Source organism: Pseudomonas sp. P4_C1 (genome assembly GCF_056402155.1).
The window spans coordinates 158377-183169 of record NZ_JBFUHY010000002.1; the positions used below are offsets into that span (position 1 = coordinate 158377).

Below are 24793 nucleotides of genomic sequence, written 5' to 3' on the forward strand. Positions count from 1 at the left end.
CAATTTAGCGTCATTGCCTCGGAAGGCCTTCGCATTTCATGTCATCGACTTCGTTCCGCCAGTCTCTGCGTCGCCTTTGGGCGCTGGATAAATTCAGCTACAGCGTGCGGGTATTCATTGCCCTGACCGGCACCATGGCGCTGTGTTGGTATCAGGATGAAATGGGCCTGCTGATCCCGTTGTTCCTGGGGATTATCGCCAGTGCCCTGGCTGAGACCGACGACAGCTGGCAGGGCCGTCTCAACGCGCTGGCCGTAACACTGGTGTGTTTCGCGGTCGCCGCCCTGTCCGTCGAACTGCTCTTCCCCTACCCCTCGCTGTTTATCATCGCCTTCGCCCTGGCTGCGTTCTGCCTGACCATGCTCGGCGCCTTGGGCGAGCGCTATGGCGCGATTGCCTCGGCGACACTGATTCTGTCGGTCTACACCATGATCGGCGTGGACCAGCGCGGCGGTGCGGTCATCGATGTCTGGCACGAGCCGGTGCTGCTGGTGGCCGGTGCCGCCTGGTACGGCCTGCTCTCGGTGTTGTGGCAGGCGCTGTTTTCCAATCAGCCGGTGCAGCAGAGCCTGGCGCGCCTGTTCCGCGAGCTGGGCTTTTACCTGAAGCTCAAATCCTCGCTGTTCGAGCCAATCCGGCAGATGGACGTGGAGGCACGGCGCCTGGAACTGGCCCAGCAGAACGGTCGGGTGGTGGCGGCATTGAACGCTGCCAAGGAAATCATCCTGCACCGGGTCGGCAACGGTCGCCCGGGGTCGAAAGTCAGCCGCTACCTGAAACTGTACTTCCTCGCGCAGGACATCCACGAACGTGCCAGCTCATCGCACTATCCATACAACGCCCTGGCCGACGCCTTCTTCCACAGCGACGTAATGTTCCGCTGTCAGCGCCTGTTGCGTCAGCAAGGCAAAGCTTGCCGAGCCCTGGCCGAATCGATCCAGATGCGCCAGCCGTTCACCTATGACGCCAGTTTCGCCGAGGCCCTGAGCGACCTGGATGCCTCCCTCGAACACCTGCGCATCCAGAGCAACCCGGCCTGGCGCGGCTTGCTGCGTTCACTGCGGGCACTGGCGGCCAACCTTGGCACTCTCGACCGCTTGCTCAGCGATGCCAGCAACCCCGACGCTCTGGCCGACGCCACCGACAGCAGCTTGCTCGACCGTTCGCCGCGCAGCCTCAAGGACGTGTGGCTGCGCTTGCGCACGCAGCTGACGCCGACCTCGCTGCTGTTCCGCCATGCCCTGCGATTGCCCCTGGCCTTGAGCATCGGCTACGCCATGGTGCATTTGATTCACCCGTCCCAAGGCTACTGGATCATCCTCACTACGCTGTTCGTCTGCCAACCGAACTACGGCGCCACCCGCCGCAAACTCGGTCAACGGATCATCGGCACTGCCATCGGCCTGACCCTGGCCTGGGCGTTGTTCGACCTGTTCCCGAACCCGCTGATCCAGTCGTGTTTCGCCATCGCCGCCGGGGTGGTGTTCTTTACCAACCGCACCACCCGCTACACCCTGGCGACGGCGGCGATTACCCTGATGGTGCTGTTCTGCTTCAACCAGGTGGGTGACGGTTACGGGCTGTTCCTGCCACGGCTGTTCGATACCTTGCTCGGCAGCCTGATTGCCGGGCTGGCGGTGTTCCTGTTCCTGCCGGACTGGCAGGGTCGACGCCTGAACAAAGTGCTGGCCAACACCCTGGCCTGCAACAGCATTTACCTGCGCCAGATCATGCAGCAATACGCCGACGGCAAAAGCGACGACCTGGCTTACCGCCTGGCCCGCCGTAATGCGCACAACGCCGACGCGGCGCTGTCGACCACACTGGCCAATATGCTGATGGAGCCTGGGCATTTCCGTAAAGAAGCGGATGTCGGATTCCGCTTCCTGGTGCTGTCGCACACGCTACTCAGCTACCTGTCAGGCCTGGGCGCACACCGGGAAACCCAACTGCCAGCGCACGTGCATGACCATTTGATCGACGGGGCCGGGGTGAAACTGGCTGCGAGCATCGACGAAATCGCCCATGGGCTGGCGAGCAAATCCTCAATTGCGATTCAAAGCGATGAGGAAGAAGCACTGGCCAATGAACTGGAACAAATGCCCGATGAGATCGACGAGGGCCAGCGGTTGGTGCAGACGCAACTGGCGCTGATTTGTCGGCAGTTAGGGCCGCTGAGGACATTGGCGGCGCACCTGATCAAGGACACCAGTGAGGATTGAGATCAGTGGTGTCTGGGCTGGCCTCATCGCGAGCAAGCTCGCTCCCACAGTAGATCTTCAGTCGACACAAATTTTGTAAACACCAGAGAACCTCTGTGGGAGCGAGCTTGCTCGCGATGAGGCCATCAGCAACAACATAAAAACTGGCTGAACTCACTCACATCCCATGCTGCTTCATCAAATTGTCATAACTCCCGTCCACCTTCATCGCCGCAATTTCCCGGTCGAAACTGGCGACGATCTGCTCATGCTGCGGATTCTTCAGGCTGACCAGAATGTGCAGGCTGTTCTCGCTCAAAGCCTTGGGCAGGAATTCCACGGCGTTTCGTACCTTGGGTGACTCACGGGACAGGTAGTAGCGGGCGACGTACTCATCTTCCAGTGTCAGTTTGACCCGGTCGGCCGCGACCATGCGCACTGCCATGGCGAAGCTGTGCACCGGAATTTTCTGTAATGAGTCGTCGTTGTCGAACGCGGGCGAATAGGCGTAACCGCGCACGACGGCAATCGGATAGGTGTGCAATTGCTGCAGGTCGTTGAACTCGATGGGCGCGTCTTTACGCTTGAGAAACCGTACGCGATTGAGCAGGTATTCGCCGGAAAACTGGCCGAATTTTGTACGCTCGTCGTTGTACCAGGCGTTGACCAGCACGTCGTAGCGGCCCTCGCCCACACCCATCAAGGCCCGCGCCCAGGGCACTTGTTCAAACTCACTGGCATAGCCGGCCCTGGCGAGCGCGGTACTGACAATATCCGTGGCCAAACCACCGTTGACGAGCGTGGCATCGGTAAAGGGGGGCCAGGCATCAGCGACCAACCGCAGTTTTTCTGCCGCTGCTCCCTGAACCAGCAACAGCAATCCAATCAAAGCAAAAGCTCGATGCAATCGCGGCATGCCAGAAATCCTTAGCGGGCGGATTGCCCTACGTGTTTTCAGCCAAAACCCCAAGGCCTCGTACTGACAAGACCCGGGTACGAAACATTAGCTCATCGAAGCCACAGCACAGCGCTTCGATCCAGATTACACAAAGAAGACATCCGCGCGAGAAATGAATGATGGCATTTTGGCCTATGTCACAGATTCTTCCGCCATAAAGACTTCTGGAGCGACTGCGCTTAGTATCGGAACGACGTTTTCAGGGAATCAAAACATGACAGTCGATTGGATCTGCAAACACCACAGCGACCTGGGCAAGGAGCAGCTGTACGCCATTTTGCAGCTGCGCGCCGAGGTGTTCGTCGTCGAGCAGCAATGCGCTTATCAAGACGTGGATGGCCAGGACCTGGAAGGTGACACTTGCCACTTGATGGCCTGGGACGGCAATCAACTGGTGGCCTATCTGCGGCTGCTCGACCCGGAACTGCAAGGCGGGGACGTAGTGATCGGTCGGGTGATCATTGCTCCACACGCACGAGGCGCCGGGCTTGGACATGAGTTGATGGACCAGGCGTTGAAGCAGATTGAAGAACGCTGGCCGCAAACGCCGATCTACCTCTCGGCCCAGACGCATTTGCAGGGGTATTACGGGCGGTACGGGTTTGTCGTGACGGGCGAGGAGTTTATCGAAGATGGCATTCCACACATTGGCATGCGTCGTCCTTGAAGGCCCCATCGCGGGCAAGCCCGCTCCCACACTGAACTGTGTTCACAACTCCAATCAACTGTGGGAGCGAGCTTGCTCGCGATGGCGTCAGTTCAGTCACCGCTGGAGTCAGGGATACTCCAACACCGCCTTGATCTGCCGCAGATTACGCTCGATCCACCCGCGATCGATCGCACCCCACTCGCGAATCCGATAGCGCCCCGCATGGTTGCGCGCACCCTCTTCCTGCTCGAATTCACAGACAATATCCAGATCCGCCAGCGCCGCGATGGTGTCCTGCGCCGTGCGCCGGGGCATGCCGGTGACCTCGGTCAGCGCCGGGACACTGCTGGCCAGCCCGCTGTCGATCAGGTACGCCACGTACAACCGGCGGTAGAAGCTGCTCTTGGTCTTGCTCACGTCCATCCAATGCTCCTCAAAAGATCGCAGCCTGCGGCAGCTCCTACAGATCCCGCCACGTCAGATATACCCGCACATCGAATTCCACCTGGTGATAACCCGGCAGCATGTGCTCGCACAGTTTGTAGAAGGCCTTGTTGTGGTCCGACTCCTTGAAGTGCGCCAACTCATGCACCACGATCATTTTCAGGAACTCGCAAGGCGCTTCCTTGAACAGCGAAGCGATGCGGATTTCCTTCTTGGCCTTGAGCTTGCCACCCTGCACCCTGGAGATCGTGGTGTGCAGGCCGAGCGCGCGATGAGTCAGGTCCAGACGGTTGTCGAACAGCACCTTGTCAATTGCCGGAGCATTACGCAGGTACTCCTGCTTGAGGTCCAGGGCAAAGGTGTATAGCGCCTTGTCGCTCTGCACCCCGTGCTTTTCCGGGTAACGCTGGCTCAGGTAATCGCCCAGCCGACCGTCGGCGATCAGCTGGCGCACCTGATCCTGCAAGGTAGCGGGATAAGCCTGGAGATATTTCAACACGGTCATCGGGGCGGCAATACACGTCACTAAAAGGTCGCCAGTGTAGCGAATTCAGCGGGGCAGCGCGCTCCAGTCAAACGGCTGGACAAAGACCCCGGTGTCTTCGGCCATCATCGGCCGGGCCACCAGAAAGCCTTGCACATATTCACATCCGTTGGCCTGCAGCCATTCATACTGCGCGACGGTTTCCACCCCTTCGGCGATCACCAGCATCCCGAACTGCTTGCACAGCTCGATGACACTGCGTACCAGCGCCGCATCCCTTGCCGACTCCGGCAACCGGGCGATCAAATGCCGGTCGAGCTTGAGGGTATCCAGATCCAGGTCGCGCAAGTGCGACAGGGCGCACGGTCCGGCCCCGAAGTCATCCAGTGCCACCCGTACGCCCAGATTGTGCAGCAGGCGCAATTGCTTGCGGGTTTCTTCGGGGTTGTGCATCAAGGCCTCTTCCGTGACCTCGACTTCTAGATAACGCGGTTGCAAGCCATGGCGCTCAAGCACCTGACGCAACTCAGTGACCAGGTTGGGCATGCCGAACTGCGTACTGCTCAAACTGACGCCGAGCACCAGGTCCTCGGTAAACAGGGACTCCCAGGCTTTGCGCTGCCCGGCGCTGCGATGGTAGATCCAGCTGCCCAGACGACTGATCAGCCGCGCCTCCTCCAGCAATGGCAAAAACAGCCCCGGGGGTACATCGCCAACGCTCGGATGCTGCCAGCGCAACAAGGCCTCGAAGCCACGGATCCGCCCGTCGGCAATCGCCACCTGAGGCTGATACACCAGATTGAAATCCCGATTCTCAATGGCGGTTCGCACACTTTCTTCCAGCATCAGCCGCGAGCGCGCCCGGCCGTTCATTTCGTGATCGTAGAAGCGATATTGCTGGCGACCGGCACGCTTGGCTTCGTACATGGCAATGTCGGCCGCCCGCAGCATCCCGTCGAGATTGGCACCACAATCCGGGAACGTGGCGATGCCGATACTGGCACCCAAGGCGATATCGAGGCCATCGATCTGCTGACAGATCGACACTCGCTCGATGAGTTTCTCGGCAATCTTCGCCGCTTGCTCGGGGAACTCCAGATCCAGCAGCGCGGTGAATTCGTCACCGCCCATCCGCGCCAGAATGTCGAAGGGCCGCAGGCAAGCCTTCAACTGTTCGCAGACCCAGCGCAGCACCCGATCGCCGGCATCGTGCCCGAGCGAATCATTGACGCGCTTGAAGCCGTCGAGGTCCAGGTACATCAAGACCCAGGAACTGTCGGAGTGCTCACCGCGCAACAGCAGGTTCTCTACGGTCTGGTAGAAACCCCGGCGGTTGAGCAATCCGGTCAGCGGATCGGTGACCGCCTGAAATTCCAGTTGCTTATGCAGATGGCGCACCACCGACATGTCCAGCACGGTGACCACCATCGCATGCTGCTCGGCAGGCAACGGCGCGCAGGACAAGGCCACCGGCACCTGCTGGCCGGGTGCCGTACGTAGCAGGGCATCGTGCAGGCGCAGGGTTTCTCCGCGTTTATATCCGGCCAGCAACTCGGAATCGGCCCAGATCGGGATATGCGGTTTTTGCAGGTAGTCCAGAAACTCCTTGCCTTGCAGTTCCTGCACCGTGGCATTGAGCAGCCGTGACATCGCCGGATTGGCAAAACGAATCAGACCGTCCTCACCCAATACCAGAATGCCTTCGGCAGCGTTGTCCAGCACCGACGCATTAAAGGCACGAGCGGATTCCAGATCATGACTCAGACGCTGCAAAGCCCGGCGGTTACGCTGGTGTTCGAGCAACGCCTGGACCTTGGGCGTGAAGATCTGTGGGTCGAACGGCTTGAACAGGTAATCCACCGCACCACTGGCATAGCCCTTGATCACCGCGTCCTGGGACTGTTCGTTGGCGGTCAGGAAAATGATCGGCGTGAGACGGGTCCGCTGGCTACCGCGCATCAGGCGCGCCACTTCATAGCCGTCCATGCCCGGCATCCGCACGTCCAGCAGCACCAGGTCGATATCGTGTTCAAGCAACACGCCGAGGGCCTCGAAGCCCGAGGCGGCAGTCATGACCCGCCAGCCCTGGCGCTGTAACAACGCGCGCATGCTGATCAGGTTTTCAGGGTAATCATCGACGACTAAAAGGGTTGAGCCGCCTTCTACTGGCGTGGGTTGCGCGCATTCCATGCTGCTTCTCTAATTGCGGGGCGTCAGACCGGCTTCTCGTGAAAACCGGACAAATACTGTGCCATCACTCTAGACCCGGTTCTGCAAAAGCAGAAGGTGTCAGTGAGCCATCACTCATCATTGTGTCTTTTTACCGACTAACGGTCGATGGTTCAGACTCATGAAACCGGGATAGATGGCATTCCGACAGGATGTTGACGTCAACCACCCGTCCGACGAGCGTTAACAAAATATCCCGCTACGCTTATAAAGGCTGCCCCAAAGGTGCGGCCTAGAGCTTCTGGCACACCTGTGCAGCATGAATCGAGCGGATGAACCGACATGATCGATCTCGCAACCTGGAACCTCAGCGTCCCCGTCGGCAGCCCGCCGTACACCGTCGAAACCGCCAAGCTGGTGGATGGTTTCAAGGATCAATACTTCCATTCCGACACCGGCACATTGTTTTTCTGGACGCCCGTGACCGGTTCCCGTACCGAAAACGCGATTTATCCGCGCACTGAATTGCGTGAAACCTACAGCAATGGCACGTTGCACAACTGGTATTACCCGGATGCCGACAATTTGTTACATGCCACGCTGGCAGTGAATCAGGTGCCCAGTTCCGGGAAGATCGTCATCGGCCAGATCCATACCTTTCAGAGCCAGAAACCTCTGGTGAAGGTCGAATACCAATACAAAACCAGTACAGCCACCGGCAATATCGTCGCCAAGGTCCGCATGCACCCCGACGACACCCCCCGAGTCATCACCATCGCCACCGGCGTGAAACTCAATCAGGAATTCTCCTACCTCATCCACCTCAGCCCCGGCGGTGCATTGGGCATCAGTGCGGCGGGCTATCAGTGGAATACCGATATCAGCACGATGTGGCGTGATAAGCCGCTGTACTTCAAGGCTGGGGTTTATGTACAGGACAACACGGGGTACACCACTGAAGGCGGGGAAGTGACGTTCAGCCATCTGGATATCGATCACAATCAATAGTATTTACCGTTGAAACGATCGCAGCCTTCGGACGATCTTTTGATCTTGCGCTCACAAAAAACCCGCATTTCTGCGGGTTTTTCATGCGACTAAAACGCTGACGGTCTTAGTTGACCTTGGCGTTCAACTCACCCTTCAGGTAACGCTGATACATCCCTTCCAACGAGATCGCCTTGATCTTCGAAGCGTTGCCGGCAGTACCGAAGGCTTCGTAGCGAGCGATGCACACATCGCGCATGGCGGTCACGGTGGCGCCGAAGAATTTACGCGGGTCGAACTCGCTCGGGTTGGTGGCCATCAGGCGACGCATTGCGCCAGTGGATGCCAGGCGCAGGTCGGTGTCGATGTTGACCTTGCGCACGCCGTGCTTGATACCTTCGACGATTTCTTCAACCGGTACGCCGTAGGTTTCCTTTATGTCGCCGCCGTACTGGTTGATGATCGCCAGCCATTCTTGCGGAACCGAAGACGAACCGTGCATCACCAGGTGAGTGTTCGGAATGCGCTTGTGGATTTCCTTGATGCGGTCGATGGCCAGCACGTCGCCGGTAGGCGGCTTGGTGAACTTGTAGGCGCCGTGGCTGGTGCCGATAGCGATGGCCAGGGCATCAACCTGAGTGCGTTTTACGAAGTCAGCGGCTTCTTCCGGGTCGGTCAGCATCTGGCTGTGATCCAGAACGCCTTCGGCGCCGATACCGTCTTCCTCACCGGCCATGCCGGTTTCCAGCGAACCCAGGCAGCCCAGCTCGCCTTCTACCGAAACGCCGCAGGCGTGAGCCATGGCCACGGTTTGTTGGGTCACACGCACGTTGTAGTCGTAGTCGGTCGGGGTCTTGCCGTCTTCGCCCAGGGAACCGTCCATCATCACCGAGCTGAAGCCCAGTTGAATGGAGCGCTGGCAGACGTCAGGGCTGGTGCCGTGGTCCTGGTGCATGCACACCGGGATGTGCGGGAACTCTTCGATGGCTGCCAGGATCAGGTGACGCAGGAACGGTGCGCCGGCGTATTTGCGAGCACCGGCCGAAGCCTGGACGATCACCGGGGAGTCAGTCTTGTCAGCGGCTTCCATGATGGCGCGCATCTGCTCAAGGTTGTTGACGTTGAAGGCTGGAACGCCGTAGCCGAACTCGGCTGCGTGGTCCAGCATCTGGCGCATGCTGATAAGTGCCATTGTGTATATCTCTCCCGGTTGAGGGTCGTTAATCGTGCCAGCCTGCCGTAGCGGCGGCGGCTATTCAAGTTATTGCAGATCGGGGGTTGGCCCGGGCTGCGGATTCGGGTGTTACCAAAATCTTAAATACGACACAGAAACCCTGTGGGAGCGAGCTTGCTCGCGATGGGGGCGGCACATTCAGCATTGATGTGACTGTGATACCGCTATCGCGAGCAAGCTCGCTCCCACAATTGAATCTCTGTACATCAAATGAATCGTGTTATTCAGCCTTGCAACCGCGGCCGATCAAATCATTGGTGGCGACCCAGTAAACCAGGCCTTCCTCACCTTTTATGTGAAACGCCAGCATGTCATTGCTGTACAGCGAACCCGATGCACCCGGTTCCTGCTTCAGGCGGTAGACCTGATCGGCACCGCCCAGGCGCACGTCGACTTCCCTGCGGCTGTCGTCGGTGTAGCGCCACAGCACTTTGGCCTGGCTGTCGCAGGTCCAGGTGGTCCAGTTATCCACAGGCGCGGACGAATGGAACAGGTTCAACTGAGCACAACCGGCCAACAACGCCAATGCCGCAACTGCGATAAAACCTTTCATCCGTGTCCCTCGGCTGACGGCGCACGCTGCCAGCCCTGAGTAAAGAGTCTGACCCGTCAAGGGCAGCCATGTTCCTTGGCGGGTGCCTGGGTCTCGTATTTGTCCAGACCCTCGGGACCTGCGCGCTTGTTGAGCACCGGGTTGGTTTCGGCCTGCCAGTCAGCCTGGTAGCAGCCTTTTTCCGACTCGGACGGCGCAGGTTCCGGCGTGGCCTTCGGGTTACTCCCGCACGCCACCAGTGAACCCGCGACGATCAACAGCGCTAACGTCTTGACCATGTAAACACTCCCTTGCCTGGTCTAACGGGCGACCCTCAGGCCTTGGCCCGGCTTTCCAGGACTTCAACGGCTGGTAGAACCTTGCCTTCGACGAATTCGAGGAACGCGCCACCACCGGTAGAAATGTAGGAGATCTGCTCGGCCACGCCATACTTGTCGATGGCAGCCAGGGTGTCGCCACCGCCGGCAATGGAGAACGCCGCGCTGTCTGCGATGGCCTGGGCCAGCACTTTGGTGCCATTACCGAACTGATCGAACTCGAACACGCCGACCGGGCCGTTCCACAGGATAGTCTTGGACGACTTCAGCAGCTCGGCGAAATTCGCCGCGGTCTGCGGGCCGATGTCCAGGATCATGTCGTCGGCAGCGACGTCAGCGATCAGCTTGACGGTCGCAGCGGCGCTTTCAGCGAATTCCTTGGCAACCACCACGTCCACTGGCAACGGCACGCTGACTTTGGCGGCGATGGCGCGAGCGGTATCCAGCAGATCCGGCTCGTACAGCGACTTGCCGACTGGATGACCGGCAGCGGCCAGGAAGGTGTTGGCGATGCCGCCACCAACGATCAACTGGTTGCAGATCTGGCTCAGGCTGTTGAGTACATCGAGCTTGGTCGACACCTTGGAGCCGGCGACGATGGCCGCCATCGGCTGGGCCGGGGCGCCCAGGGCTTTGCCCAGTGCGTCCAGTTCAGCGGCCAGCAGCGGGCCGGCAGCAGCGACTTTGGCGAACTTGGCCACGCCGTGGGTCGAACCCTCGGCACGGTGAGCGGTGCCGAAAGCGTCCATCACGAACACGTCGCACAGGGCAGCGTATTGCCGGGCCAGTTCGTCAGCGTTCTTTTTCTCGCCTTTGTTGAAACGCACGTTTTCGAACAGCACGATGTCGCCGGCCTTGACGTCGACGCCGTCCAGGTAATCGGCCACCAGCGGCACTTCACGGCCCAGGGCACGGCTCAGGTAGTCGGCGACTGGCTTGAGGCTGTTCTCGGCCGAGAACTCGCCTTCGGTCGGACGGCCAAGGTGCGAGCAGACCATCACGGCCGCGCCTTTTTCCAGGGCCAGCTTGATGGTCGGCAGCGAGGCCAGGATACGCGCATCGCTGGTGACAACACCGTCCTTGACTGGGACGTTGAGGTCTTCGCGGATCAATACGCGCTTACCTTGCAGATCGAGGTCGGACATCTTCAACACGGTCATGGGTCGCACTTCCTACGGTTTTTTTGAAATTGCTGATTGCAGATAGTGTTCTGCAACGTCCAGCATTCGGTTGGCAAAACCCCATTCGTTGTCGAACCAGGCCAGGATGTTCACCAGCCGTGGGCCGGAAACGCGGGTCTGACTGGCATCGACGATCGCCGAATGTGGGTCATGGTTGAAATCACAGCTTGCGTGGGGTAGCTCGGTATAGGCCAGAAGGCCTTTGAGCGGGCCGCTGGTGGCGGCTTCGCGCAGGATCCGGTTAACCTCGGTGGCATCGGTCGCGGTAGCGGTCTGCATCGTGATATCGAGGCAGGACACGTTGACCGTTGGCACCCGCACGGCTTTGGCCTGAATTCGTCCGGCAAGTTCCGGCAACAGGCGTTCGATACCACGCGCCAGACCGGTGGACACTGGAATCACCGACTGGAACGCCGAACGGGTGCGGCGCAGGTCTTCGTGGTGATAGGCATCGATGACCGGCTGATCGTTCATGGCCGAGTGAATGGTGGTGATCGACACGTAATCCAGGCCAATGGCCTGATTCAGCAGGCGCAACAGCGGCACGCCGCAGTTGGTGGTGCAAGACGCGTTGGACACCAGCAGTTCGTCGCCGGTCAGGCAATCCTGGTTCACGCCATAGACGATGGTCGCGTCGACGTCCGTCTCGCTGGCCATCGGCTGGGAAAACAGCACACGCGGGGCGCCGGCATCGATAAAACGCTGGCCATCTTCGCGGGTGTGGTAAGCGCCGGAGCACTCCAGCACCAGATCGACGCCCAGAGACGCCCAATCGATGCCTTCGGGGGTGGCGCTGCGCAGGACCTTCACGCAGTCGCCATTGATATGCAGACAATCGCCGTCGACCTTCACTTCGCCGGGAAAACGCCCGTGGGTGGAGTCGAAGCGTGTCAGGTATTCGATGCTGGCCATGTCGGCCAGATCGTTGATCGCGACAATCTCGAACCCGGCCTTGTCGCCTCGCTCGAACAACGCACGCAAGACGCAACGACCAATCCGGCCGTAGCCGTTGAGTGCAACTTTGTAGGGACGCGGTTGAGGCATGGGGTTCTCGATTACCGTGGTGAATCCGTTAGTGCAGCGTCGCCTGATCGACCGCTATCGCGGGCAAGCCCGCTCCCACAGGGTACTCACCGTCCTTGTGGGAGCGGGCTTGCCCGCGATGGCGTCAGACCAGACAACACAACTGTCGGACTTAGTCTTCCAGCAGCTCTTCAGCCTGACCCAGGATGTTTTCCAGGGTGAAGCCGAACTCTTCGAACAAGGCTGGCGCAGGCGCCGACTCGCCGTAGGTGGTCATGCCGATCACGCGGCCTTCCAGGCCCACGTACTTGTACCAGTAGTCGGCATGGGAAGCCTCGATGGCGATACGGGCACTGACCTGCAACGGCAGGACCGCTTGCTTGTAGCCGGCGTCCTGGGCATCGAACACGCTGGTGCACGGCATGGAAACCACGCGCACCTTGCGGCCTTGTTCGGTCAGTTTGTCGAAGGCCTGAACGGCCAGACCGACTTCCGAACCGGTGGCGATCAGGATCAGCTCAGGCTCGCCAGAGCAGTCCTTCAACACGTAGCCGCCACGGCTGATGTCGGCGATCTGCAGGGCGCTGCGGGTCTGGTGCTGCAGGTTCTGACGGGAGAAGATCAGAGCCGAAGGACCGTCCTTGCGCTCCAGTGCGTACTTCCAGCTCACCGCCGATTCAACGGCGTCGGCTGGACGCCAGGTATCGAGGTTCGGCGTGCAGCGCAGGCTGGCCAGTTGCTCGATTGGCTGGTGAGTCGGGCCGTCTTCGCCCAGGCCGATGGAGTCGTGGGTGTAGACGTGGATCACGCGCTGCTTCATCAGGGCCGACATGCGTACCGCGTTACGGGCGTATTCCATGAACATCAGGAAGGTTGCGCCGTAAGGCACCAGGCCGCCGTGCAGGGCTACGCCGTTCATGATCGCGGTCATGCCGAATTCGCGCACGCCGTAGTACATGTAGTTGCCGCTGGCGTCTTCAGCGGTGACGCCTTTACAACCTTTCCACAGGGTCAGGTTGGAACCGGCCAGGTCAGCCGAGCCGCCAAGGAACTCGGGCAGCAGCGGGCCGAACGCGTTCAGGGCGTTCTGGCTGGCTTTACGGCTGGCAATGGTTTCGCCCTTGGCCGCCACTTCGGCGATGTAGGCATCGGCCTTCTCGGCGAAGTCGGCTGGCAGGTCACCGCTCAGACGACGCACCAATTCGTTGGCTTCGGTCGGGAAAGCGGCAGAGTAGGCAGCGAAACGCTGATCCCACTCGGCTTCCACGGCGCAACCGGTTTCCTTGGCGTCCCACTCGGCGTAGATGTCGGCCGGGATTTCGAACGGGCCGTGATTCCATTTCAGCGCCGCACGGGTCAGGGCGATTTCCGCGTCACCCAGCGGGGCGCCGTGGCAATCTTCCTTGCCTTGCTTGTTCGGTGAACCGAAACCGATGGTGGTCTTGCAGCAGATCAGGGTTGGCTGCTCGCTTTTGCGCGCAGTGTCGATCGCCGTCTTGATCTCTTCCGGGTCGTGACCGTCGACATTGCGGATCACTTGCCAGTTGTAGGACTCAAAGCGCTTCGGCGTGTCGTCGGTGAACCAGCCTTCGACTTCGCCATCGATGGAAATGCCGTTGTCATCGTAGAAGGCGATCAGTTTGCCCAGGCCCAGGGTACCGGCCAGGGAAGCGACTTCGTGGGAAATGCCTTCCATCATGCAGCCATCACCCAGGAAAACATAGGTGTGGTGGTCGACAATGTTGTGGCCAGGACGGTTGAACTGCGCTGCCATGACTTTCTCAGCCAGGGCAAAACCCACGGCGTTGGCCAGGCCCTGACCCAGTGGACCGGTGGTGGTTTCAACGCCCGGGGTGTAGCCGAGTTCCGGGTGGCCCGGGGTACGGCTGTGCAGTTGGCGGAACTGCTTCAGATCATCGATCGACAGGTCATAGCCGGTCAGGTGCAGCAGCGAGTAGATCAGCATCGAGCCATGGCCGTTGGACAGTACGAAGCGGTCACGGTCGGCGAATGATGGATTGCTCGGGTTGTGCTTGAGGTAGTCGCGCCAAAGTACCTCGGCGATATCTGCCATACCCATAGGGGCACCGGGATGGCCGCTGTTGGCTTTTTGCACGGCATCCATGCTGAGGGCACGAATGGCGTTGGCACGCTCACGACGGCTAGGCATCGCTGTTCTCCTGGGATTCTGAAACAAGAGTGAGTAAATCGAAACGGAAAAAAGGCGAGCATTTTCCCTCACCGGGCCGCCTCGGGGCAATGACAGATAGTCATCTGGAGGCGTTTTTCCAAAGGATAACGACGTATTAACGTGATGAAACCTTTCTGCTCTGGCTTTGTTGACTGAACCTAACGCCAAGAAGTGCCATCCATCGAGCAATATCAAAACTTTTTGATATTGCTCTTGCGATGCCTTCGACCCGTGACTAGACTGCCGGCCTTATGAATTTACGTGTGCCCTCCATTCAACATGACGATTGCGATGAGCTGGCGGCCTTGTGCAAGGCTGGCGGTGATCCCCTGCGTTTGAATGTTTTGCGCGCACTGGCCAACGACTCGTTCGGTGTGCTGGAACTGGCGCAGATCTTCGGCATCGGCCAGTCAGGCATGAGCCACCACCTCAAGGTACTGGCCCAGGCCGGCCTGGTGGCGACGCGCCGCGAAGGCAACGCGATTTTCTACCGTCGCGCCCTGCCCCACACCGAACTGCCGGGCGGCAAACTGCACGCAGCCCTGCTCGAAGAAGTGGACAACCTGACGCTGCCAACCGACGTACAGTCGCGCATCGCCCAGGTCCATGGGCAACGCGCGGCCGCCAGCCAGGACTTTTTCTCACGGGTTGCGGAAAAGTTTCGCGCCCAGCAAGACTTGATCGCCGGCCTGCCGCAATACCGCGAAAGCGTGGTGGCCCTGCTCGACAAGTTGAGCTTCGACAAAGACGCCACGGCCATTGAAGTCGGCCCCGGCGATGGCGCATTCCTGCCGGAACTGGCGCGCCGCTTCTCGCAAGTCACGGCGCTGGATAACAGCACCGCGATGCTCGAACTGGCGCGCCAGGTCTGCGAACGCGACAAACTGACTAACGTTAGCCTGCAACTGGCCGATGCATTGAACGGCGTCAGCCTCAAGGCCGATTGCGTGGTACTGAACATGGTGCTGCACCATTTTGCCGCACCGGCCGATGCGCTCAAGCACATGGCCCACTTGCTGCAACCAGGCGGTAGCCTGTTAGTGACAGAGTTATGTAGCCACAACCAGAGTTGGGCCAGGGAGGCCTGCGGTGATCTCTGGCTGGGGTTTGAACAGGACGATTTGGCCCGTTGGGCCACCGCTGCGGGACTCGCTCCCGGGGAAAGCCTCTATGTAGGCTTACGCAATGGTTTCCAGATCCAGGTCCGCCATTTTCAGCGACCGGCTGGCGACACTCACCATCGGTAAATTCAGGAAAACATCGAGATGAGCGAATACTCCCTTTTCACCTCCGAGTCCGTGTCTGAAGGGCATCCGGACAAAATCGCCGACCAGATTTCTGATGCGGTGCTGGACGCCATCATTGCTGAAGACAAGTTCGCCCGTGTGGCGTGCGAGACTCTGGTGAAAACGGGCGTGGCGATCATCGCCGGCGAAGTCACCACCTCGGCCTGGGTCGACCTGGAACAGATCGTTCGTGACGTGATCACCGACATCGGCTACACCAGCTCCAACGTCGGCTTCGACGGTGCGACCTGCGGCGTGATGAACATCATCGGCAAGCAGTCCCCTGACATCAACCAGGGTGTCGACCGTGCCAAGCCTGAAGATCAGGGTGCCGGCGACCAGGGCCTGATGTTCGGCTACGCCAGCAACGAAACCGACGTGCTGATGCCAGCACCGATCACCTTCTCGCACCAGCTGGTGCAGCGCCAGGCCGAAGCCCGCAAATCCGGCCTGCTGCCTTGGCTGCGTCCGGACGCCAAGTCGCAAGTGACCTGCCGCTACGAAAACGGCAAGGTTGTCGGCATCGACGCCGTTGTCCTGTCGACCCAGCACAACCCTGAAGTGTCGTACAACGACCTGCGCGAAGGCGTGATGGAGCTGATCGTCAAGCACGTGCTGCCTGCCGAACTGCTGAGCAAGGACACCCAGTTCCACATCAACCCGACCGGCCAGTTCATCATCGGCGGCCCGGTGGGTGACTGCGGCCTGACCGGTCGCAAGATCATCGTCGACAGCTACGGCGGCATGGCCCGTCACGGTGGCGGCGCGTTCTCCGGTAAAGATCCATCGAAGGTTGACCGTTCGGCAGCCTACGCCGGTCGTTACGTGGCCAAGAACATCGTTGCTGCCGGCCTGGCCGAGCGTTGCGAAATTCAGGTTTCCTACGCCATCGGCGTTGCCCAGCCGACTTCGATCTCGCTGAACACCTTCGGCACCGGCAAGATCAGCGATGACAAGATCGTCAAACTGGTCCGCGAAGTGTTCGACCTGCGTCCATACGCGATCACCACCATGCTCGACCTGCTGCACCCGATGTATCAGGAAACCGCTGCGTACGGCCACTTCGGTCGCACCCCGGCAACCAAGACCGTTGGTAACGACACCTTCACCACGTTCACCTGGGAAAAAACCGACCGCGCCGACGCTCTGCGTTCCGCTGCCGGCCTGTAAGATTTCCCCGCAACACCCGAAGCCCCGCATGGTTCGCGCCTTGCGGGGCTTTTTATTGCCATTCGCTTTACACCGTGTTGCGACTATCGCGGGCAAGTCGAATCGTCGCACCGCCGCTCCCACAGGGTTATGAGTTGGTCAGATGATTTGTGAACACCACCGTCAACTGTGGGAGCGAGCTTGCTCGCGATGAGGCCAGCACATCCACCGGAAATACCCGGCAAAACACCCCCTCGCTATGCCAACTGATACTGACCTAGCCTTCACACACCTCACCGAGCAAGGACGCTCAAGATGCTTCCCGACCTGCGCCTGTTTCTCGCCTTTCTACTGACCTTTGCCCACCTGACCGCCAATGCCACCGAGTGCCCGGACTGGCCATCCGAACGCGCCCTGAACGAAGTCAACAAACTGCAACAGCAGATCGACTTCTGGGACGACAGCTATCACCGCCAGGGACGCTCACTGGTAGCCGATGAACTCTACGACCAGTCCCGCGTACGACTCACCCAATGGCGCCACTGCTTCAATCTGAGCCCGTCCGCAGACCCCTTGCGCACTGCACGCGGCACACTGCCCCACCCCATCGCCCACACCGGCCTGGACAAACTGCACGATCGGCCCGCCGTGGAAAACTGGCTGCGTGGCCGGGTGGACGTCTGGGTCCAGCCTAAAATCGATGGAGTGGCGGTGACCCTGGTTTACCGTAACGGCCTGTTGGCCCAGGCAGTCAGCCGTGGTGACGGCCAGAGCGGTCAGGACTGGACGGTTCCTGCACGGCAGATTCAGGCCATCCCGCAACGGCTATCGCAAGCCCGGGACTTGATCGTGCAAGGCGAACTGTATTGGCGCCTGACCGATCATGTGCAGGCCCGGGCCGGTAGCCTCAATGCCCGTGGCTCGGTGGCCGGCCTGATGGCGCGCAAGGTCTTGAGCGCCGAACAGGCCGCCAACATCGACTTGTTTGTCTGGGACTGGCCCCAAGGGCCGGCGAGCGTGCCCGCGCGTGCCGCGGCGCTGACTGCGCTGGGCTTCCCGAGTACCACGGCATACAGCCAGCCAGTCACCTCCGTCATCGATGCCGAACGCTGGCGCGAACACTGGTATCGCTCCCCCCTGCCCTTTGCCAGCGACGGCATTGTCCTGCGCCAGAACCAACGCCCGGCCGCCGAACGCTGGCAGGCCAGGTCACCTTACTGGGCCATCGCCTGGAAATACCCCTTCGCCCAGGCACTGGCCGAAGTCCGCCAGGTTCACTTCAAAATCGGCCGGACCGGGCGGATCACTCCGGTACTTGAACTGACCCCGGTGAAGCTCGATGACCGGCAGATCAAACTCGTCAGCGTCGGGTCGTTGCAACGCTGGCAGGCGCTGGACATACGTCCGGGTGACCAGGTCGCCATCAGCCTGGCCGGGCTGACCATTCCCAGGCTCGATAGCGTTGTATTGCGCAGCAGCGCACGCGCCGAATTGAACGTGCCGCTGGCAGAGGACTTTAATTCATTGAGTTGCTGGCGACCGACTCCGGGCTGTGAGAGCCAGTTTCTCGCGCGCCTGACCTGGCTCAGCAGCAAACAGGGTCTCGCGCTGCCCAATGTGGGTCCGGGCACTTGGGAAAAACTTCTTGCAACAGGTCGCCTGAACGGTCTGCTGGATTGGTTGCCCCTCGATGCTCAAGAGCTTGCTACCATTGACGGTTTCGGCGAGCGCAGCGCGGTTCGCCTCGCAGACAGCTTCAACCGGGCCCGGCAACGCCCGTTCGCGCACTGGCTGAAAGCCCTGGGATTACCGCCGACAGGTCAGGTGCACCTCGGCAATTCATGGCAGGCACTGGCGCAGCGAGACATCGAACAATGGCGGGCCGAGACCGGTATCGGTCCGGGACGCGCGGCGCAACTGAACGCTTTTTTCCGCGATCCGCAGGTCCTGGCCTTGAGTGAAACGTTACGTGATGCGGGGATTGACGGCTTTTAGCGGTCAGCCTTGCGCCCAGCGGGAACCCCAGGGGACCGCAGGGCTCCAACAAGCCATTGCCACACCGGCCCGCCTGTCTTCTTACATGGAGCTTTTATGAAATTTCTTTCACCGCTCGTCCTGTTGGCCCTTTGCAGCGTGCTGGCCACTCCGTTGATGGCGGACGAGGAAGCGCCGGGGCTGACCGGTTGCGCGGCCAGGAAGCAAGGTATCGTCAACCAGATCGAATTGGCCAAGGTCCACGGCAACGCCGACCAGCAGGCCGGCCTGGAAAAAGCCCTGAGCGAAGTCGAGGCGAACTGCACCGATGCCTCACTGAAGAAGGAACGGGAAAACAAGGTGCTTGACGCCAGGCACGAGGTCAGCAAGCGTCAGGCGGACCTCGACAAGGCCATGAGCAAAGGCGACTCTGACAAGATCAACAAGCGCAAAGACAAACTTGCCGATGCCCGCAAGGAATTGCAGGACGCACTCGATGAGCTGGATAAATAAGAACAGATAACGAGCAAAGATCTTTGGTGTTGCCGAAGCAGTCTTCGCGAGCAAGCTCGCTCCCACAGGGTCATGCGCTCACCTGTGGGAGCGAGCCTGCTCGCGAAGACGCCAGACCGGGCACCGCTGGGTCAATGATCCCGAAACGCCTTATGACAAGCACTGCAAGCATCTTCGACTTTCTGCACCGACGGCCCCAGGTTACTGGCCTTGTAGGGTTGAACCTGGCTGGCGATCACCAATTCACCGGTGGCGGATTCAAGGTCACGGGCCATGGCCTGGAAGCGCGCCTGCTGCTCCCAGACATCGCTCTTGGCGCTGGTGTGATCTTCTTCGCGGACCTGCGGAAAGTGTTGCCACGGCTCACGGGACAGCGCATCGAGTTTCACCGAGCCCTCGGCGAACTTCGGGCCATCGAACGCAATGCGCCCACGCAGCATGCCGCCCAGGTCTTCGCCAGTCTTGAGCATTTGCTTGAAAATGGCCTTGCGCTGGCCGAGCGGCGAGTTGGGGTCGACTCCGCCACAAGCGGACAACGTCAGGCAGGCCAGCAATACAACAGAAAGTCTTTTAAGAGTCATGGTGGCTTCAGGTCACGGGAAACGGCGGCCAGTATCCTCGCGTCATCGGCAAAGACCAATAGCCCTATTATCAATAAGGGTTGCTTGAGCGCATGGAGCACTCAAGCAACCGGCAAAGGAATCACTCCATGAACAGCCGTATCAAGGCATGGCGTCACAGTCTGGCCTGGACCCTGCCGATGGTGGCCCTGCTCGCAGGCTGCACCGGTGGCGACAACCAACAACCGAAGACCCATGCTCTGGCGACCTATTCCAGTGCCACATGGGAAGCGCTGCCGACGGTGTCCGACATCGACCTGGTCGCCGGCTTCGGCTCATGGCGTAGCGCCTGCACCCGACTCAAGGCCGACCCGGTCTGGGGTGGCACCTGCGCAGCGGCTGCCAACGTGCCGCAAACCGCCAGCGACATTCGCGGTTTTCTCAAACAGAACCTCGATGTCTATGGCTTGCGCGCCGCCAACGACAACCCCAGCGGTCTGATCACCGGCTACTACGAACCGGTCTATCCCGGGAGCCTGACCCAGACCGGCGCTGCCAATGTCCCGGTCTATGGCGTCCCCGAAGACATGATCATCGTCGCCCTCGACAGCATTTACCCGGAACTCAAGGGCAAACGCCTGCGCGGTCGGCTCGAAGGTCGCGTGCTCAAGCCGTACGACGATGCGGCAACCATTGATAGCAAAGGGGTCAAGGCGCCGGTCGTGGCCTGGCTGACCGATCCGATGAACCTGCAGTTCCTGCAAATCCAGGGTTCGGGTCGTATCCAGCTCGACAATGGCCGCCAGTTGCGCATTGCTTACGCCGATCAGAACGGCCATCCGTATCGACCGATCGGCCGCTGGCTGGTGGAACAGGGCGAGTTGAAAAAAGAAGACGTGACCATGGGCGCCATCAGCACCTGGGCCAAGGCCAATCCGTCGCGGATTCCCGAACTGCTCGGCAGCAACCCCAGCTACGTGTTCTTCACCCGTAACCCGGACAGCAACGAAGGCCCCCGCGGCTCGCTGAACGTACCGCTGACCGCCGGTTACAGCGCGGCAGTGGATCGCAAGGTCATTCCGCTGGGCAGCCTGTTGTGGCTGTCCACCACCAAACCGGACGGTACCGCCCTGGTTCGCCCGGTGGCCGCACAGGACACCGGCGGCGCCATTGCCGGCGAGGTCCGGGCGGATCTGTTCTGGGGCACCGGCGATGCGGCCGGGCAATTGGCCGGGGACATGAAGCAGCAGGGACAGATCTGGATGCTCTGGCCCAAAGGTGCGGCGCTGCCGCAAGTGCCGCAGGTGGCGGATGCGGTGAAGGCTAATCCTTGAAATCAGCATCGCCAGCTAGATAGTTATCGCGGGCAAGTCGAATCGTCGCACCGCCGCTCCCACAGGGTTTTCGGTGTACACAGAATCCATATTCACTATAGAAACCTGTGGGAGCGGGCTTGCCCGCGATAAGGCCATCAGCATCACCCGAGATTCAGACCGACACCACAAAGAAACTCACGATCAACGCCATCCCCACGAACCACACCAGCGACCGCAGCGCCGCCCAGTCCGCCAGGTAGCAAATGATGTAGAGCAGGCGGCTGGTAATGAACAACACCGACAGCACATTGACCGTTACCAGTTCGGCATTGCCGACCAGGTGCGCTACGATCACCGCCGCGGCGAACGCCGGGGTCACTTCGTAACTATTCAACTGCGCCGAGTGTGCCCGCCTGCCCAAGCCTTCCAGAGAGTCGAGAAAATCCCGAGGGTCATGATTGTCTTTCAGCCGGAACCCGCCACTGATCTTGGCGATCCACGTACACATATACGGCAGTAAAATCGCAATCAAAATGCACCACAGAGCCACCGTCATAACGTCGTCCTTTCTTCTGGTTGTCTAGTTGTGGAGAGTTGAATTCCATCCGGGCGATCAAAACTTCATCACCAGTATGCCGATCATCACAAGGCTACAGGCGAGCAACCGTGGCCCGCCAAGCGGTTCTTTCAGGTAACGCATGCCAAACAGCACCACCAGAATCACGCTGATCTCGCGCAACGCTGCCGCCTCGGCTATCGAACCCAACTGCATCGCCCACAGCACCAAAGCGTAGCTGAACAACACGCAGAACCCGACCGCCAGGCCCAGCCGCCACTGCTCGCGCCAGAACAGCAAGAACGCGGGTCGTTTACGCACCAACGCCAATAGAGGAAACGGCCAGGCGCTGAGCAGAGTGACCCAGACCAGGTAATCCAGTGGATGGGACCAGCGCCGCAATGCCTGCCCGTCGATGTAGGTGTAGCAACCGATGCACAGGCCGATCAGCGCCACCACCGGTAGCATCGACCATGGAAGGCGCGTTCCGCCGCCGCCCTGCCAGAGCAGGCACAGCATGCCGAACGGGATCAGCAGGATTCCGAAAATCTGTTGGTGGGTCAGCTCTTCCCCGGCAAAGATCAGCGTCAGCGCCAGCACCACCAACGGCGACAGGCCGCGCATCAACGGGTAAACCAGCCCGAGGTCGCCGACCCGATAGGCCTGGATCAACAAATAGCGATAGAGCAACTCGAACGCCGCCGATGCCAGGATCCACGGCCAGATCTCCAGCGGCGGCACGCTCAGCAATGGCAACATCAGCGCGACAAATAGCAGCGCCACGCTGTCCATGCAGGCCACCACCAACAACCGCTCCGCACTGAACTTGATCAGGGTATTCCACGCCGCATGCAACAGCGCCGCCACCAACACCAACGCCGTCGCAAGCACGGCCTACTCCTTTTGTTGTCTCCACGATCCTGCAAAACTCGCGCAGAGAATTGGTTCGCCATATGTCAGTGGCTGTTTATACTGCAAGCGACCACGCCGCACTCAGTTGCGCACAGACTAATTCCTATAAAAATTCTGCCCGGCCCGCACTCCTCGAGAACGGTCGTCGGCCTGCGTATGCCTGATCACAGCGTCAAGACTACCGACAGAGACCTTGCGCATGCCACTCGCTTTGCTTGCCCTCGCTGTTGCCGCGTTCGGCATCGGCACCACCGAATTCGTCATCATGGGTCTTTTGCCCGATGTCGCCCGCGACCTCGGCGTGAGCATTCCCGATGCCGGATTGCTGATCACCGGCTACGCCCTGGGCGTGGTGTTCGGTGCACCGATCCTCGCCGTCGGCACCGCCAACATGCCGCGCAAAGCCACGCTATTGGGCATGACGCTGATGTTCATCCTCGGCAACATGCTCTGCGCGCTGGCGCCGAACTACGCCACGCTGATGGCCGCGCGCGTGATCACGGCACTGTGCCATGGCGCATTTTTCGGCATCGGTTCGGTGGTCGCCGCCGGGCTGGTGGCACCCAACAAACGGGCCCAGGCGATTGCCATGATGTTCACCGGCCTGACCCTGGCCAACGTGCTCGGCGTACCGCTGGGCACCGCACTCGGGCAATACGCAGGTTGGCGCTCGACCTTCTGGGCGGTGTCGGTGATCGGCGTACTGGCGGCGATTGCGCAATGGGTCTGGTTGCCGAAGAACATCGCGATGGATAAAGCCAACCTGGCCAGCGAGTTCAAGGTGCTGGGCAAGGCCAACGTACTGCTGGCGCTGGGCATGAGTGTGCTGGCCTCGACCAGCCTGTTCAGTGTGTTCACTTACATTGCGCCGATCCTGCAGGACATCACTGGCGTCAGCCCGCACGGTGTCACCATCATGCTGCTGTTGTTCGGCGTTGGCTTGACCGCCGGCAGCATGCTCGGTGGTCGTCTGGCGGACAGCCGCTTGCTGCCTTCACTGGTAGGCATGGCGCTGGCGGTACTGGTGGTGCTGGCGGCGTTCACGCAAACCAGCCATTCGGCCATTCCGGCAGCGATCACGCTGGTGCTGTGGGGTACGTTCGCCTTTGCGCTGTGCCCGATCCTGCAACTGCTGATCATCGATCAGGCCATTGAGGCGCCAAACCTGGGTTCGACCTTGAACCAGAGCGCCTTCAACCTCGGCAACGCCGCCGGAGCCTGGATCGGCGGCCTGGTGGTGGCCAGCGGCGCGGACCTGGCGGACTTGCCGTGGACCGGCGCGTTGGTCAGCGGGCTGACCGTGTTGACTGCATTGTTCTTCATCTATCGCCAGCGTCGCGTTGCGGCTGCGCTTGATGTGGCGGGTTGAGCATCAACTTGATTGCATGCTCGCGATGGGAACACCACCGATCTCACTGAGCGGCATCATCATCCTTGAACTGGTCTTTGACGTACTTGATCTCGGTTCGGCCATGGGGCGCGGGCAAGCCGTCTTCACCCAGGTTGACGAAGACCATTCTCTCCACCGTCAGGATGCTTTTGCGGGTGATCTTGTTGCGCACTTCGCATGTCAGGGTGATCGAGGTGCGGCCGAATTCGGTCGCCGTGATGCCCAGTTCGATGATGTCGCCCTGGCGCGAGGCGCTGACGAAGTTGATTTCGGAAATGTACTTGGTGACCACACGCTGGTTGCCCAACTGGACGATGGCGTAGATCGCCGCCTCTTCGTCGATCCAGCGCAGCAGGCTACCGCCGAACAGCGTGCCGTTGGGGTTGAGGTCTTCGGGTTTTACCCATTTGCGGGTGTGGAAATTCATGTTCACTCCTGACCATCTTGCCGATTGATGCCTGGCATCATGGCAGAGCCCGGGCTAGAGCTCTATCAAGCTTCGACTATGGTCTCGATTACCGTTCGGACATTGACCAACAGAAACGCTTTGGAAGATCAGCATAGCCCGCTATAATCGCCACCGTTTCAAAACGGTCATCATCGCTTGATACCGTTTTCCCGCCACCTGTCCGAGGGGCGCTGCAGCAGGTTCGACCTGTCAGGCTCGGATGGGGCGTTGCCAGGCCTTGATCGGCCCGACACTAAACGCACAACGGCGCCCATTCGCATACATTACGAATGGAGGC

At 60.3% G+C, this 24793-nt stretch carries 23 protein-coding genes and 1 riboswitch; of the genes, 9 read left to right on the top strand and 14 right to left on the bottom strand.

What is annotated here, in order from left to right; all coding sequences use genetic code 11:
- The first annotated feature begins 38 nt into the window (after positions 1–38).
- Positions 39–2222, top strand: coding sequence for a YccS family putative transporter (gene yccS / locus AC1DU9_RS02170; RefSeq protein ID WP_223456774.1), 2184 nt, complete (start codon positions 39–41; stop codon positions 2220–2222).
- 157 nt (positions 2223–2379) lie between these two features.
- On the opposite strand, the gene AC1DU9_RS02175 is transcribed toward yccS, so the two are convergent.
- The gene (locus AC1DU9_RS02175; RefSeq protein ID WP_223456772.1) at positions 2380–3117 is read right to left on the bottom strand and encodes a substrate-binding periplasmic protein; all 738 of its coding nucleotides are present in this window, start codon (positions 3115–3117) and stop codon (positions 2380–2382) included.
- A 256-nt stretch (positions 3118–3373) separates the two neighbouring features.
- On the opposite strand from AC1DU9_RS02175, the gene AC1DU9_RS02180 reads away from it, so the two are divergent.
- The gene (locus AC1DU9_RS02180; protein ID WP_223456770.1) at positions 3374–3826 is read left to right on the top strand and encodes a GNAT family N-acetyltransferase; all 453 of its coding nucleotides are present in this window, start codon (positions 3374–3376) and stop codon (positions 3824–3826) included.
- Positions 3827–3934: 108 nt separating this feature from the next.
- On the opposite strand, the gene AC1DU9_RS02185 is transcribed toward AC1DU9_RS02180, so the two are convergent.
- From AC1DU9_RS02185 to AC1DU9_RS02195, 3 genes are read right to left on the bottom strand one after another with little or no spacing between them, the layout of a single operon-like run.
- Positions 3935–4231 (bottom strand): winged helix-turn-helix domain-containing protein, encoded by a 297-nt coding sequence (locus tag AC1DU9_RS02185; RefSeq protein ID WP_007894945.1) that lies wholly within the window; start codon positions 4229–4231, stop codon positions 3935–3937.
- Positions 4232–4268: 37 nt separating this feature from the next.
- Positions 4269–4757, bottom strand: coding sequence for a YgjP-like metallopeptidase domain-containing protein (locus tag AC1DU9_RS02190; RefSeq protein WP_223456768.1), 489 nt, complete (start codon positions 4755–4757; stop codon positions 4269–4271).
- A 45-nt stretch (positions 4758–4802) separates the two neighbouring features.
- A complete protein-coding gene (locus AC1DU9_RS02195; protein ID WP_223456765.1) occupies positions 4803–6926 on the bottom strand; it encodes a putative bifunctional diguanylate cyclase/phosphodiesterase in 2124 nt (707 codons plus the stop codon).
- 321 nt (positions 6927–7247) lie between these two features.
- Between AC1DU9_RS02195 and AC1DU9_RS02200 the strand changes: the two genes are divergently transcribed.
- Positions 7248–7913, top strand: a complete 666-nt coding sequence (locus AC1DU9_RS02200) for a polysaccharide lyase family 7 protein (RefSeq protein WP_223456763.1) — start codon at positions 7248–7250, stop codon at positions 7911–7913.
- A 106-nt stretch (positions 7914–8019) separates the two neighbouring features.
- Here AC1DU9_RS02200 and fba read toward each other — a convergent pair whose 3' ends face one another.
- The 6 genes from fba to tkt form a co-directional block, all read right to left on the bottom strand.
- Positions 8020–9084: a class II fructose-bisphosphate aldolase gene (gene fba, locus AC1DU9_RS02205; RefSeq protein WP_007981624.1), complete on the bottom strand. Its 1065-nt coding sequence runs from the start codon at positions 9082–9084 to the stop codon at positions 8020–8022.
- Between the two features lie 262 nt (positions 9085–9346).
- Positions 9347–9679, bottom strand: a complete 333-nt coding sequence (locus AC1DU9_RS02210; protein WP_223456762.1) for an MliC family protein — start codon at positions 9677–9679, stop codon at positions 9347–9349.
- A gap of 56 nt (positions 9680–9735) precedes the next feature.
- Complete coding sequence (locus tag AC1DU9_RS02215) at positions 9736–9957, bottom strand: hypothetical protein (protein ID WP_223456761.1); 222 nt, start codon at positions 9955–9957, stop codon at positions 9736–9738.
- 35 nt (positions 9958–9992) lie between these two features.
- Positions 9993–11156, bottom strand: a complete 1164-nt coding sequence (locus tag AC1DU9_RS02220; protein WP_223456760.1) for a phosphoglycerate kinase — start codon at positions 11154–11156, stop codon at positions 9993–9995.
- Positions 11157–11168: 12 nt separating this feature from the next.
- Positions 11169–12221, bottom strand: coding sequence for an erythrose-4-phosphate dehydrogenase (gene epd, locus AC1DU9_RS02225; RefSeq protein ID WP_223456759.1), 1053 nt, complete (start codon positions 12219–12221; stop codon positions 11169–11171).
- 151 nt (positions 12222–12372) lie between these two features.
- Entirely contained in the window at positions 12373–14370 is a 1998-nt protein-coding gene (gene tkt / locus AC1DU9_RS02230) for a transketolase (protein WP_223456758.1), read from the bottom strand.
- 272 nt (positions 14371–14642) lie between these two features.
- Here tkt and AC1DU9_RS02235 point away from each other — a divergent pair, with 272 nt between their 5' ends.
- The 4 genes from AC1DU9_RS02235 to AC1DU9_RS02250 all read left to right on the top strand — a co-directional run bounded on the left by AC1DU9_RS02235 (position 14643) and on the right by AC1DU9_RS02250 (position 19313).
- Positions 14643–15638 carry an ArsR/SmtB family transcription factor gene (locus tag AC1DU9_RS02235; RefSeq protein ID WP_223456757.1) on the top strand — a complete coding sequence of 332 codons (996 nt, stop codon included), beginning with the start codon at positions 14643–14645 and terminating at the stop codon, positions 15636–15638.
- An 18-nt stretch (positions 15639–15656) separates the two neighbouring features.
- A complete protein-coding gene (gene metK, locus AC1DU9_RS02240; protein WP_223456756.1) occupies positions 15657–16847 on the top strand; it encodes a methionine adenosyltransferase in 1191 nt (396 codons plus the stop codon).
- Between the two features lie 294 nt (positions 16848–17141).
- Positions 17142–18821 (top strand): NAD-dependent DNA ligase LigB, encoded by a 1680-nt coding sequence (ligB, locus tag AC1DU9_RS02245; protein ID WP_223456755.1) that lies wholly within the window; start codon positions 17142–17144, stop codon positions 18819–18821.
- 96 nt (positions 18822–18917) lie between these two features.
- Positions 18918–19313, top strand: a complete 396-nt coding sequence (locus tag AC1DU9_RS02250; RefSeq protein WP_108217011.1) for a DUF1090 domain-containing protein — start codon at positions 18918–18920, stop codon at positions 19311–19313.
- A gap of 131 nt (positions 19314–19444) precedes the next feature.
- On the opposite strand, the gene AC1DU9_RS02255 is transcribed toward AC1DU9_RS02250, so the two are convergent.
- Positions 19445–19894 carry a c-type cytochrome gene (locus AC1DU9_RS02255; RefSeq protein WP_108217012.1) on the bottom strand — a complete coding sequence of 150 codons (450 nt, stop codon included), beginning with the start codon at positions 19892–19894 and terminating at the stop codon, positions 19445–19447.
- A gap of 128 nt (positions 19895–20022) precedes the next feature.
- Here AC1DU9_RS02255 and mltA point away from each other — a divergent pair, with 128 nt between their 5' ends.
- Positions 20023–21207 (top strand): murein transglycosylase A, encoded by a 1185-nt coding sequence (gene mltA, locus AC1DU9_RS02260; protein ID WP_108217013.1) that lies wholly within the window; start codon positions 20023–20025, stop codon positions 21205–21207.
- Between the two features lie 154 nt (positions 21208–21361).
- Here mltA and AC1DU9_RS02265 read toward each other — a convergent pair whose 3' ends face one another.
- Both AC1DU9_RS02265 and AC1DU9_RS02270 read right to left on the bottom strand, forming a co-directional pair.
- Positions 21362–21745, bottom strand: coding sequence for an MAPEG family protein (locus AC1DU9_RS02265; RefSeq protein ID WP_477809691.1), 384 nt, complete (start codon positions 21743–21745; stop codon positions 21362–21364).
- A 57-nt stretch (positions 21746–21802) separates the two neighbouring features.
- Complete coding sequence (locus tag AC1DU9_RS02270) at positions 21803–22636, bottom strand: EamA family transporter (protein WP_223456751.1); 834 nt, start codon at positions 22634–22636, stop codon at positions 21803–21805.
- 220 nt (positions 22637–22856) lie between these two features.
- On the opposite strand from AC1DU9_RS02270, the gene AC1DU9_RS02275 reads away from it, so the two are divergent.
- A complete protein-coding gene (locus AC1DU9_RS02275; RefSeq protein WP_108217016.1) occupies positions 22857–24026 on the top strand; it encodes an MFS transporter in 1170 nt (389 codons plus the stop codon).
- A gap of 43 nt (positions 24027–24069) precedes the next feature.
- Here AC1DU9_RS02275 and AC1DU9_RS02280 read toward each other — a convergent pair whose 3' ends face one another.
- The gene (locus AC1DU9_RS02280; RefSeq protein WP_218431183.1) at positions 24070–24474 is read right to left on the bottom strand and encodes an acyl-CoA thioesterase; all 405 of its coding nucleotides are present in this window, start codon (positions 24472–24474) and stop codon (positions 24070–24072) included.
- Positions 24475–24672: 198 nt separating this feature from the next.
- Positions 24673–24775, top strand: a riboswitch (S-adenosyl-L-homocysteine riboswitch).
- Positions 24776–24793: the final 18 nt, after the last annotated feature.

Bases quoted from the DNA above. Each gene is read 5' to 3' on its own strand.
- yccS (WP_223456774.1), top strand. From the start codon at position 39: ATGTCATCGACTTCGTTCCGCCAGTCTCTGCGTCGCCTTTGGGCGCTG.
- AC1DU9_RS02175 (WP_223456772.1), bottom strand. From the start codon at position 3,117: ATGCCGCGATTGCATCGAGCTTTTGCTTTGATTGGATTGCTGTTGCTG.
- AC1DU9_RS02180 (WP_223456770.1), top strand. From the start codon at position 3,374: ATGACAGTCGATTGGATCTGCAAACACCACAGCGACCTGGGCAAGGAG.
- AC1DU9_RS02185 (WP_007894945.1), bottom strand. From the start codon at position 4,231: ATGGACGTGAGCAAGACCAAGAGCAGCTTCTACCGCCGGTTGTACGTG.
- AC1DU9_RS02190 (WP_223456768.1), bottom strand. From the start codon at position 4,757: ATGACCGTGTTGAAATATCTCCAGGCTTATCCCGCTACCTTGCAGGAT.
- AC1DU9_RS02195 (WP_223456765.1), bottom strand. From the start codon at position 6,926: ATGGAATGCGCGCAACCCACGCCAGTAGAAGGCGGCTCAACCCTTTTA.
- AC1DU9_RS02200 (WP_223456763.1), top strand. From the start codon at position 7,248: ATGATCGATCTCGCAACCTGGAACCTCAGCGTCCCCGTCGGCAGCCCG.
- fba (WP_007981624.1), bottom strand. From the start codon at position 9,084: ATGGCACTTATCAGCATGCGCCAGATGCTGGACCACGCAGCCGAGTTC.
- AC1DU9_RS02210 (WP_223456762.1), bottom strand. From the start codon at position 9,679: ATGAAAGGTTTTATCGCAGTTGCGGCATTGGCGTTGTTGGCCGGTTGT.
- AC1DU9_RS02215 (WP_223456761.1), bottom strand. From the start codon at position 9,957: ATGGTCAAGACGTTAGCGCTGTTGATCGTCGCGGGTTCACTGGTGGCG.
- AC1DU9_RS02220 (WP_223456760.1), bottom strand. From the start codon at position 11,156: ATGACCGTGTTGAAGATGTCCGACCTCGATCTGCAAGGTAAGCGCGTA.
- epd (WP_223456759.1), bottom strand. From the start codon at position 12,221: ATGCCTCAACCGCGTCCCTACAAAGTTGCACTCAACGGCTACGGCCGG.
- tkt (WP_223456758.1), bottom strand. From the start codon at position 14,370: ATGCCTAGCCGTCGTGAGCGTGCCAACGCCATTCGTGCCCTCAGCATG.
- AC1DU9_RS02235 (WP_223456757.1), top strand. From the start codon at position 14,643: ATGAATTTACGTGTGCCCTCCATTCAACATGACGATTGCGATGAGCTG.
- metK (WP_223456756.1), top strand. From the start codon at position 15,657: ATGAGCGAATACTCCCTTTTCACCTCCGAGTCCGTGTCTGAAGGGCAT.
- ligB (WP_223456755.1), top strand. From the start codon at position 17,142: ATGCTTCCCGACCTGCGCCTGTTTCTCGCCTTTCTACTGACCTTTGCC.
- AC1DU9_RS02250 (WP_108217011.1), top strand. From the start codon at position 18,918: ATGAAATTTCTTTCACCGCTCGTCCTGTTGGCCCTTTGCAGCGTGCTG.
- AC1DU9_RS02255 (WP_108217012.1), bottom strand. From the start codon at position 19,894: ATGACTCTTAAAAGACTTTCTGTTGTATTGCTGGCCTGCCTGACGTTG.
- mltA (WP_108217013.1), top strand. From the start codon at position 20,023: ATGAACAGCCGTATCAAGGCATGGCGTCACAGTCTGGCCTGGACCCTG.
- AC1DU9_RS02265 (WP_477809691.1), bottom strand. From the start codon at position 21,745: ATGACGGTGGCTCTGTGGTGCATTTTGATTGCGATTTTACTGCCGTAT.
- AC1DU9_RS02275 (WP_108217016.1), top strand. From the start codon at position 22,857: ATGCCACTCGCTTTGCTTGCCCTCGCTGTTGCCGCGTTCGGCATCGGC.
- AC1DU9_RS02280 (WP_218431183.1), bottom strand. From the start codon at position 24,474: ATGAATTTCCACACCCGCAAATGGGTAAAACCCGAAGACCTCAACCCC.